Here is an 11,191-nt window from a genome sequence, read left to right as displayed (position 1 = left end):
AACACAAGAAGCATGAAGCACCTTAAATTTCTATTTGCACTTGGCGGCATTCTTTTCTTATCTTGCCAAACAGTATCCGCACGTGGTTTAAAAATCCCTTTCGGCGACCGCGAAGTATTAACCAAAGTAGCAGATTTGCCTGATACCGAAGAGTACCAAACAGACGATGGAAACTACATTGATCTGGCAACTTTCCATCAGGAGTTCAACATCGCTTACCTTCTCCCTCTATACATAGAGAAAGAGCCTCGCCTGGTCGGCTATTGCGAAAAGGAAGACACTTACTATGAACTGACGGAAGAACAACTGGCTACCATCCTAAAAGAAAATAATTTGGATGGAGAGAAGTTGAACAAGGTCGGTTTCTATTCCCGTTATGGTGGTAAAGCTGTCGGACTTCTTATAATTGCCCTTATCATTTGGGGATGTATTCCTGGAAAAAAGAAAGAAGTGAAACCCGTGGAAGTATAAAACAAACCATTATTAATAACATTAAAAAGTACAAACTATGTCTATTTACACCTTTATTCCGGTCATTTTCATTGTTCTATATCTAGGATACTGGTTTTACATGAAAAACAAAAACTCGCAACAGGCACAAGTAGTGAACAACACCGATTTCAAAGCTGAATTTGCAAATGCAGAACAGTATAAAAAACTCTGCTTAAACTCTGATTTATCTTTCCTGAAAGAAGCTATGGGAGAAGAAAAAATTGACGCTTTCAACTATGCCAGCAATGAATATGGTGTAGCATCCGCACTCAAAGACGGGATGAAAGATAAGCTGAAAGGAATGGCCACTTTAGGAACTGTACGTTTCAATACCGTACAAACTCCCAAATATCTGGTATTGAGCGGAGACAATCTGCACCTATTCGATACAGACACAGATGGAGAAATCGACAATCATTTTGTATTCAATCAGGCGCGTCTTGAAAATTCCCGTCTCATCGCAATTCCTATGGAGGGACAAGTACAAGCACAGGCACAAGCCAGAGGAAACAACGTGAAAGCATACAAACTTTCATTGCAAACCGATGAGAAACCTGTTGAACTCATTATCTACTCCTGTCTGATATTTACAAATATCCCGGAGATTCCGACAGATCCACAAGAAACAATACAGGATATTATCATTGGCAATGACTTCTTGAAACAATTGGGTGACAAATATCCTAATTTGAAAGTCTCATTGCCGATATTTAGCTAAAGAAGGACATATACTTAGAAAAAATAACAGCGGAAGGTTAGCTAGTTACCAAACATTATGCGTCCCGGCGTCCCGGCGGATTTGCAATCCGCCGTTCTCCGAGTATCAGGATTTATAATCCGCAATACACCTATACTTTAATATATAGTTCGAATTGAAAATCCTGATGCTCAAAGCAATCGGATTAAAAATCCGATTGAACAGAGAACAGATCTCTGCAGATACTCCCCGCAGAAATTCAAAAGTAAAATTAAAAGCGATACAGTTTCGTTCGGACAAGAAGCTGAAACAATCTGTCGGATATATAAAAACAAAGCAAATGAAGCGAGTCAAGCACTCTGCCAAATTATCGGAAATAGAGATAGACATGCGGCTAAAAGAGTATTTCAGCGATCATCAGATTATGCAACGTTCCGACTTTCAAGGCATCACAGGGATGGTACGTTCCACAGCCATGATTCATATTCGCCGACTCCGTCAGGAAGGCAAACTGCAAAATATCGGTATTCCCAGTCAACCTATTTATGTGCCGACCCCAAGATTTTATGGAAAATTCAGAGATTATCAGCCTGTCAAATAAACTAAAACAAAAACAAAATATCAGAGGAGATACCCCCAAATAACAGATATAAAAAAGGCGGCTGAAAGCATGAACCTCTCTTTTCAGGGTTCGCTTTCAGCCGCTTTTCCTTTCCAGCAAGCGATTACAGAGAATCGCTGAATGCTGAAATCGCTTTTTTACTTTTTATTACTGTGCAGATTCTACCAATACTACACGGTTCAGAATCGGTTGACCGAATTTGTCAACACCACCACCGGCTGCAACTTTCAGTCTATCGGCAGAGATGCCATACTTCTTAACTAACAAGTCTTTAACAACCTGTGCACGTTCCAAACTTAACTTCTGATTGAAAGCAGGAGTACCGGTTGCAGAGTCAGCATATCCGTTGATTGTGTATGTAGCATTCGGAGATTCTTTTATCTTGCTGGCAAGATATGACAAGTTCATTTCTTCTTGCGGAGATAATTTATCAGAACCGATCTTGAAGAATACGGTACGCGGAGCAATGTTAGTATCTGTGATAACAACTTCTTCAGTATCTTCTACTTCTACTGGTTGTTGTGCATTTGCCAACTGTTGTTGCAATTGCATATTAGCTGCCGCCATTGCATTCATCTGATTACGCATCTGATTCAATTCGAGTTCAGAGATAATCTGTGGAGTAGGACGTTGGAATCCGCGAGTAGGGAAGTAATAAGTCACACCGAGGGTAGCACCTAAGATACCATCATAATCGGGTCTACCTCCATGTTCTCCGTCAAACTTGCCTTCCAGACCTGTTGCACTCAACTCCAGATTCAAGTCAACAGCATTCGACAAACGGAAGCGGTTGATAATACCTGCATTGAAAGTAGCGGAGTTAGTGTGAGGACGAGAATAAGCATGAGCCCAACCGGCACCTATATAAGGGATAATTTCATATACACGGTTCGGATTGTATCCACCAAAAAGTGCGTTCAAGTTAATCATCAAATCACCATGCAAGTTCATGTAGTCCCATCTTTGTTTGTAAGAACCGTCTTCTCTCGGACCACCCACTACATAATTAGCAGTTTCGCTGGTAGTGAATCCTTTTGCCTGCAGTCCGCTGTATTGCAAACGCAGTCCGAATCCAGGAGTTACCCATTTGCCGACAGACACGTTAAATGTAGGAGCAACACGGTCTCTGAATTTGCCGATATGGTCATTGTTTCCATATAGCACCTGGGCGCCGCCTCCTATAGAGAAGAACCAGTTACTCCAGAAAGGATTAGTTATTACTTGATATTTATCTTGTACCTGAATCACTTCGTATTCAGTTACAGTCATTGTCTGCTGCGCAGAAGCGACAGACGCAACGCTGGCAAATGCCAGCAACATCAGAATCTTTTTCATATACCTAATAGTTAAGTGGTTATTTAAATCTTTTTCTTTGTTGAACTATTTAAATAACACGAACTGAACTAAAAGGTTTTAGAAAAAGATGAAATTATTTGTTTTATTTGAATAATCTTTCGATGTCTTCCTCCTTGATTGTTGTCAAAACAGTTTTCCCATCAGGGGTGTAATTCGGTGAGGGACAGGCAAAAAGGTTATCTACAAGGCTTACCATTTCTTCATTACTCAACACCTGTCCGTAAACAATAGCCGCTGCACGGGCCAATGTTAATGCCAGAATACTTTGGATTTCTTCCTTGACATCACTTCCTTTTTCCATCGCTGTATGCAGCATATTACGCACCAGTTCCACCGGATTCAGCCCTTCAATCCCCGAAGGAATACCATTAATGGCATAGCTACCGCCTCCCAGATTACTCAAATCAAAACCGACCGCAGACAAATCATCCATAATACTTTGCAGTACAGCAGCCTCGGAAGCCGGTAATTGTAATATTTCCGGGAACAGAACACCTTGTGATACCCCCTGCTTCTGTTGGATCTGCACCATATAGCGGTCAAAAAGTACCCGTATGTGTGCCCGATGCTGATCAATTAGCATCAGACCGGATTTAACTGAAGTCAGAATAAACCGCCCTTTAAACTGCAAATGCTGATTTCCTTTTTCCATAACCGGTTCACTGGCATACAAAGTGGAAGAAGCAGCAGATACGACCGTCTCCATCTTTTCTTCAACGAAAGCCGGTTCACTCCCAATAGAAGAATCCTCCCAATTCATTTCGGGTTCCGGCTGCGGATTGTTCATCTTACTGGCTTTCGTCAGCCCTCCGTACAAATCTTCCCATTCCACTTTCGAACGGCTGTACGACCCGCCACCACCAGTAGAGACTTTAAACGGATTATAGTCTGTATTATAATGTATCTTCGGAGGCTCGGAAGATATCTTTTCCTCAAATGCCGGAATGTCAGGCATGTCTTCCGTATCAAAATCAATAGAAGGGATCGCACTGAATTTACCCAACGACTCCTTCACGGATGCTGAAAGTATCTGCCAAATGGCCTGTTCATTTTCAAACTTGATTTCAGTCTTTGTCGGATGGATATTCACGTCAATATTAGCCGGATCTACATCGAAATAGATAAAGTAGGAAATCTGTTCACCGGTGGGAATCAACTGTTCATAAGCCTCCATGACTGCCTTATGAAAATAAGGATGACGCATATAACGCCCGTTGACAAAGAAATACTGATGTGCCCCTTTCTTACGGGCAGTCTCCGGCTTGGCTACGTATCCGGAGATTTTCACCATGGTAGTATTGACCTCTATGTTCAGTAACTGCTGATTGAGCTTCTTACCGAAAATAGCAAGGATACGTTGGCGTAATTGTGATACTGGAAGATTGAATAACTCCGAATCATTACTATAAAGCGAAAAGGCAACCTCCGGATGCACCAAAGCGATCCGTTCAAATTCGGCAAGGATGTTACTCAATTCCGTTGAATTAGCCTTTAGAAATTTACGACGGGCAGGTACATTAAAGAATAGGTTCTTTACAGAGAAGTTACTTCCTTTAGAACAGGACACAGCCTCTTGGCTTTCCACTTGAGAGCCTGCAATCACCAGCTTCGTGCCCAACTCTTCCGATTCCGGACGTGTCTTTAACTCTACCTGTGCCACAGCAGCGATAGAAGCCAATGCCTCTCCGCGAAATCCCATTGTACGCAAAGCAAACAGATCCGCCGCTTGACGTATCTTAGAAGTGGCATGTCGCTCAAAAGAAAGACGGGCATCCGTTTCGGACATTCCTTTTCCATCATCAATCACCTGAATGCTGGTTTTACCTGCATCAGTCACCAATACATGTATATTTTGTGCATCTGCATCAATCGCATTCTCCACTAGCTCCTTGATGACAGACGCGGGACGTTGTATCACTTCACCGGCAGCAATCTGGTTAGCTACCGAATCAGGTAACAAATGAATTATATCGCTCATTCTTCGTAAATTAATAATTAAAAGTTCCAGCTTCCTGTCGCCAAATAATGCCACAGATAAAGAAGGAAAGCAATGATTATCAGTATGATTCCGAAAGAGACCGGTTTGCGGCCACTCGCTTTTCTTCTTTTCAAATGCGTAGTACCTTCAATGAACTTACCGCGAATATCCTCCGGATTAAATTCCTTTTCCGGAAGCATCCCCAAGTCACGTTTGGCGTTCTCCTCCATCTTTGCGAGCTTTTCTTTCCGCTCGTCTACATAAATGTATTGATGATTAAAGCCACGGGGCTTTCTCATTGAGTTAAACATTCCCATACTACTTCATATTTATTAAGTTTCGCTTTTCTGTTTTGGGTCGCCGGTCGGTGGTCGGTTTCAGTGTATCACCCGCACGCTTACCCCGCCAGTTAAAGATATCATCCTTATTCAGCGGACGGACATAGTCGAACCAGGCAAAAGTGGGAAGACGTAATTTATCAGGCGGTATCTGGTCCATCGGATACATCGTTCCGTTGGATTTACCGATAAACAGTCCTTTTTCCATCTTCTTATCCTTCATATAAAGATGAAGCACACTACCTTCCAGACAATTAAATCCGGTCATCGTACTGTCTTTTTCTTCCGGATAGAAAGCGGTCAACACATTACCAATCACTTCAATATGACGCATATCTCCATTAATGAAATAGGCTTTCATCTCTTTGCCGGACACTTGGTTATAATGAATAGAATCTTTCATTTCCACCGTCAACGCCTGGTTGATGATGTGCGCCCAGTCAATCGTGCTGTCATTCATATAAATCTTGATCTGCTCGCCAAGTAGTTGCTGCCCTTCATTCCAAAGAATAGGGTCGGTATACATGGTCATACAGGAATCCTTCGAATTATAGACCAGTGAGTCACATACTCCCTGAACATCCGTACGATACATACGTACCTTGTGATAAGCTTTCATCAACCGGAAAACGGAATCGGTATTCAGGTTGTAAGACACCAACTGCAATGTATCGCCATGCATAAAAAGACTGTCAGGCCCTTGCGAGTAGTCGATTGCCACCGCACGTTTCGTCGCAAACGCGGAGTCTGTCAATTCATTATAGAAACAATAATCACCCGTCAGCATATTCTTATTAATGGAATCTGTCATCTTCACATTATCGAACGCCTCGCCATAACCGATGATACGGTCATAGAACAGACTGTCGCCTACCAGTTTCTTTCCCTGATTGGTCAGTACCGAACGGTCTAACAATTCGGCTTGTTCGGTCATTGTGTTATAAAATCCCCGTTCCGAATAGATATGATTATTATCACTGACGATATTGGAAGGTCCGAGAATAACTGCGATTTTGCTTTCCGTATTATACCTTAATGTATCGGAAGTCAACACAAACTTTGGGTTTACCAACTTCACATCATGATTGAATACCGACTGTTTTGTTGCAGGACTGTATTCTCCCCAATCGGAAGTCAATACATTCTCTTCATCCATCAAGGTTCCTCCCTCGAAATAATATCCGAGGTCGTAGAGACGGTCGTAATTCAAGCTATCTGTCAACAGGGTGGTGTTCCGGTTAATCATCTTCACATTTTCACGAAGCTGCGCTATTTGCGTCATGCCGTCATAATAAAGATAATCACCGTAGATGAACAAAGTGTCTCCCTGTTCCATACGTACATTACTGAAGGCCTCCACAGAGTTGGTTTTCTCAAAAATCAGTGCACTGTCACAGTACATATACATACTGTCATGGCGCAATTTCACGTTACCAATCAATACCTGCACATCCGGACGCGCCAACTTATCCGCCTGACCTTCATCAGCATGAAGCAGATAAACTTTGGTCTTTTTATTCTCCGGTTGTTTCTTGTTGTCCGATTGTTTCTTATTGCCTGCCGGTGTTTTGGCTTTTGAAGCCGACTTAGACGTATCCGCAGCCGATTTAATTGAATCCCCTGTTACAGGTTTCTGTCCCGTTGGCCTCACTTGTGCTACAAGACATACACCAAACAGGCATAGAAAGCCTATAAGGAGCCATCTATGCCTGTCTTGTTGTTTATTTTTCTTATTTGTTTTCAGCATATAAAATCAAAGCAAGGTTACATCAGTCCTTCTTGACCCAACCCGGATACTTGAAGTCACACTTCTGCCAGTTTTCGTTGATGCGTACATAAGTATGTTTCTGTTTGTCCAGAATCCATTTCTGCAACATCTCTTCACGGCGTTTGTCCATCACAATTTCTTTCAAGTCCTGATAGTCTTCTGCAATGGTTGCTTTATGACCGTTGATTTTTGCTTTCAACTTCACGATAGCACATACTTCTTTTCCATCCTTCTCATTAATCATTGTAAAGGCTTTGGAAATTTCGCCTACATTCATCTTATCCACTACTTTAGCAACGTCTTGAGGAAGATCCTGCATCTGGAACTTAGAAGTAGTCACACCTGAATTTTCATTGATGTTCACCATAATACCATGGTTGTTACGAGTATCTTTATCCTGTGAGATAACGGCAGCCGCATCATCAAATGTAAATTTGTTGGCACGAATATCATCAGCAATAGAATCCAGACGGGCACAAGCCTCGGTCAGTTCTTTTTCCGATACTTTCGGACGCAACAAGATATGGCGAGTGTTGACACGGTCACCACGTTTTTCAATCAACTGGATAATGTGGAAACCAAATTCCGACTCCACAATCTTAGAAACTTTCTTCGGATCTTGCAAACTGAACGCTACATTCGCATAAGCAGGGTCCATCATACCACGTCCCATGAATCCACATTCACCACCTTTAATGGCAGATGCCTTGTCTTCCGAATACAAACGCGCCAATGTAGAGAAGTCGATTTCTCCTTTTGTCACACGATCCGTATAATCACGCAACGTCTTTTTTACATCCTCAATCTCCGAGATAGGAATTTTCGGTTGTAAAGTAATGATCTGCACTTCTACCTGTGTCGGAATGTAAGGAATACTATCTTGTGGAAGGTCTTTAAAATAACGGCGTACTTCTGCCGGAGTCACTTTGATTTCTCCTACCAGTTTCTGCTGCATCTTCTGAACGGTCAATCCGTCACGTGCATTATCACGCAGCGTCTCACGAATCTGGGTGGAAGTTTTATTGAAATACTCCTCCATCTTCTCTCTGGAACCGATCTGCTGGATGTACATGTTGGTCATCATATCCACACGCTGGATGATTTCCGCTTCGGAAACCTCGATACTGTCCAACTTTGCCTGATGCAGGAACAACTTCTGCACAGCAATCTCTTCAGGAATTACACAATAAGGATCGCCGTCAAATCTGCGTCCATTATACAAGGCATCCATACGGGCCTCTTCTACATCTGATTTCAAAATAGCTTCGTCACCTACTACCCAAACTACTTCATCAACCACATTATCTTGTGCATAGGTTGCCACATTAGCAAATATTGCCAGGACAAGGGTAACAACAAATCTAAAGTTCACAAACTTCTTCATTCTTTGTATTTAATAATTATATATAATCTTCTTCTTACTTACTGCCTGCTGATACAAGTCGTTCTTTACCTGTTCCATAAAGCTCACCCGTTTCTGATTAACCAGTAAGTCTTTCACTTCCGAACGGGCAAATTCATACGGTTTCTCTTCACCAATTCCGCGATAATCGCTCACATTCAGGAAATAATAATAGGCCGTATCTTTCAATTCTACCTGACGGTGTTTGTCTACGTACTCTTCCGGTGCCTCTACTTTTAATGGAATCATATCCAGTACATCAGTCACGGACACCCATTTGTCATAGAAGTATTCGTATTTCACTGCATTCTGCAAGCTATATTTTTCCAGGCTCTCGACAGCATCCTGTTTTTCCGACTTATACCACCTGCGCACATTGTTCAGCTGGGGAGCCGTCAACGGCACTTTGATAAACAATCCCTTAATCAACGGGGTTTCCAGCTTAAACAGTTCTTTGTTTTTTCCGTAATATTCTGCGATCTCTTGTTCGGAAATATCATTCGACAGCTTCTGGTTTATCAACTCCTGCTGATAAGTATGCATAATCAACGCTTTCCGATAATTCTCCACTAGTTTGTCTACATCCACATTATCGGGAATATTGTTCGCAGCTTTCTCATATAATAAAATCTCTTCCGCCCAACTACGAATATAATGTTCGGTGAAGAGAATACTATCATCTTTTGACAATCCGACCGGAAGCACGGACATCAAATCTTCTTTATATAAAAAGTTACCGTCCACCTCTACCAAAGGAGTCTTTCCTTTGTGGTCGCGCTGTTCCTTGCACGCTCCACAACCAAGAAGGGTAATCAGTAAGAGGACTAATATTCGCATTGGCAACTAAAATCTACTTATTTAAGGTACGAAGATAGTGAATAATCGGTTACATCAGTTATTATTAACTGTTTTTAAAACCTCTTGGTTTATTTCAACCTTACCAAACTCCCTCAATTCCCGCGCCCAGCACGTGTCAAGATAGCTTCGATAATCCTTTCGCACCTGTTCAATTACTTCCCGATAATCATCCGGTCCTTTCATTTTTTCGCCTACAACAATGGTAAAAGGATAAGACATTACGGGTTCGAAACCACCCTTCTTAAAAACCAGTTTATCTATATATTTATTGTCTCCGTCGGCAAAAATACCTTGTTCAACCTGTATCTTTTCCGTCCCGGATGTATTAAAAGTTTGCCGAAGCTGGTCCGCCCACTCTTTTTCCGGCACTTTCTTCAGCATTTTTTTAGCTTGCTTTGCCGTCTTTTTATCAACGCAATGAAGCACGACTCCTCTATACCGGGGACTCTCCCACCGATAATCCGACGAATGAAATTTGAAATAGGTAGCCAATCCGGCCCGGTCATTAATGGCAGGCAACTCTATTTTCTGCCGTGTGATTTCTTTTACCAAATAGTTTTCGTCAGATTCCCGCAAGGCAACACGAATTTCCGGATGCTTTTTATCTATATTCCGGCTTTCATAATCCAATAATGATTTAGCAATAAACCCTTCCAACTGGCGTTTGACAGCTTGAGGATGAGAAGAGGCAAAACGCGTGAACATAGCTCCGGTATATGCCTGTCCATCAATCGTAAAGAGATTTTGTTCTGTCCGGCCTTTCGTTAACAGTTCTTCCATTGCTGCCTGATTCGGGGTATACTGCCATGACCTTTTTAATCGGTCGAGCATCGCTGCCGTGCCTTTGTCTAAAATTTCCTTACGCCGTAACCGCTCTATCAACCTGCCACTGACATTTTCATAAGCAAATGCTTCCTCCCGGTCAATCACTTTCAAGATATGAATCCCTTCAGGAGTGAAGAATGGCTGTGATACCGCAGCTTTCGCCAAAGAGAAAGCGACATCCTCAAATTCACTCGTTGTCTCCAGACCTTCTATCCATCTACTCTGCTTATCATCCGAATAGATTTCCACCAAACGGTTAAAATTCAAATCCGGCTGATTCTGTATCACCCGGTATATAGAATCCATCCGGGCTTTTTCTTCTTCCAAATGACGGGAAGTCACCGTCTGCGGTAAACGTTTAAAAATTTGCATGACTTGCACCCGGCCGTTACGTGCTTTCAATCCCATCTTCTGATACAAGACACGGGCACAACTATCCATCACTTGTTTGTCAATCAGATAAGATTCTACCAATTCTGTCCGACGCTTCTCGTGTTGTTTACGGAAAACTGCAGTCGTATCAAGTCCGGCAGCCCTGGCTGCTTCCACCTTCAACTTTGATTGAGCGAAAAGTGCCGCATACTCTTTTGGTGAAAGCTGGGCATTTGAGCGTTCTGCATAACGGCGGTATGCATTTTCAAATTCCGAACGGAGTACCTCTCTTCCGTTAACACGCATCAATACCGGATCTTCTTGCGCAAAGACCGCGACAACAAAGAGAGAAATACATCCCAACAACAGGCTTCTTTTCATCATCATTTTTTATTTTCCAAACAATAAACAACAAACATCACAGAGGCAATAACAGATAAACAACAAACGGTGAGCAGTGAACACCTTGCTGACAATACAGCC

Annotated in this window: 10 protein-coding genes; 3 read left to right on the top strand and 7 right to left on the bottom strand. The window is 42.3% G+C overall.

Features of this window, described 5'->3' with window-relative positions; all coding sequences use genetic code 11:
- Positions 1-12: 12 nt before the first annotated feature.
- From HMPREF9009_RS07385 to HMPREF9009_RS07375, 3 genes are all read left to right on the top strand, one after another.
- A complete protein-coding gene (locus tag HMPREF9009_RS07385; protein ID WP_008641854.1) occupies positions 13-471 on the top strand; it encodes a hypothetical protein in 459 nt (152 codons plus the stop codon).
- 37 nt (positions 472-508) lie between these two features.
- A complete protein-coding gene (locus HMPREF9009_RS07380; protein ID WP_004314382.1) occupies positions 509-1,210 on the top strand; it encodes a hypothetical protein in 702 nt (233 codons plus the stop codon).
- A 166-nt stretch (positions 1,211-1,376) separates the two neighbouring features.
- Positions 1,377-1,790: a hypothetical protein gene (locus tag HMPREF9009_RS07375; protein WP_049701806.1), complete on the top strand. Its 414-nt coding sequence runs from the start codon at positions 1,377-1,379 to the stop codon at positions 1,788-1,790.
- A gap of 168 nt (positions 1,791-1,958) precedes the next feature.
- Here the strand turns inward: HMPREF9009_RS07375 and HMPREF9009_RS07370 are convergent, their stop codons facing one another.
- The 7 genes from HMPREF9009_RS07370 to HMPREF9009_RS07340 form a co-directional block, all read right to left on the bottom strand.
- Positions 1,959-3,146: an OmpA family protein gene (locus HMPREF9009_RS07370; protein WP_049701805.1), complete on the bottom strand. Its 1,188-nt coding sequence runs from the start codon at positions 3,144-3,146 to the stop codon at positions 1,959-1,961.
- A 103-nt stretch (positions 3,147-3,249) separates the two neighbouring features.
- Complete coding sequence (gene mutL / locus HMPREF9009_RS07365) at positions 3,250-5,145, bottom strand: DNA mismatch repair endonuclease MutL (protein WP_049701804.1); 1,896 nt, start codon at positions 5,143-5,145, stop codon at positions 3,250-3,252.
- Positions 5,146-5,162: 17 nt separating this feature from the next.
- Positions 5,163-5,462, bottom strand: a complete 300-nt coding sequence (locus HMPREF9009_RS07360) for a hypothetical protein (RefSeq protein WP_004314386.1) — start codon at positions 5,460-5,462, stop codon at positions 5,163-5,165.
- 1 nt (position 5,463) lies between these two features.
- A complete protein-coding gene (locus HMPREF9009_RS07355; RefSeq protein WP_008020395.1) occupies positions 5,464-7,230 on the bottom strand; it encodes an OstA-like protein in 1,767 nt (588 codons plus the stop codon).
- A gap of 22 nt (positions 7,231-7,252) precedes the next feature.
- The gene (locus tag HMPREF9009_RS07350; RefSeq protein WP_004314388.1) at positions 7,253-8,635 is read right to left on the bottom strand and encodes a peptidylprolyl isomerase; all 1,383 of its coding nucleotides are present in this window, start codon (positions 8,633-8,635) and stop codon (positions 7,253-7,255) included.
- Positions 8,636-8,644: 9 nt separating this feature from the next.
- A complete protein-coding gene (locus tag HMPREF9009_RS07345) occupies positions 8,645-9,490 on the bottom strand; it encodes a peptidylprolyl isomerase (protein ID WP_009038960.1) in 846 nt (281 codons plus the stop codon).
- Positions 9,491-9,544: 54 nt separating this feature from the next.
- A complete protein-coding gene (locus HMPREF9009_RS07340; protein WP_083444185.1) occupies positions 9,545-11,089 on the bottom strand; it encodes a peptidylprolyl isomerase in 1,545 nt (514 codons plus the stop codon).
- Positions 11,090-11,191 lie beyond the last annotated feature (102 nt).

It is taken from the genome of Bacteroides sp. 3_1_13 (genome assembly GCF_001185845.1).
Lineage (GTDB): Bacteria > Bacteroidota > Bacteroidia > Bacteroidales > Bacteroidaceae > Bacteroides > Bacteroides xylanisolvens.
Note: the sequence above shows the minus strand (reverse complement) of the source record. Positions and strands in the feature narration are given on the sequence as shown.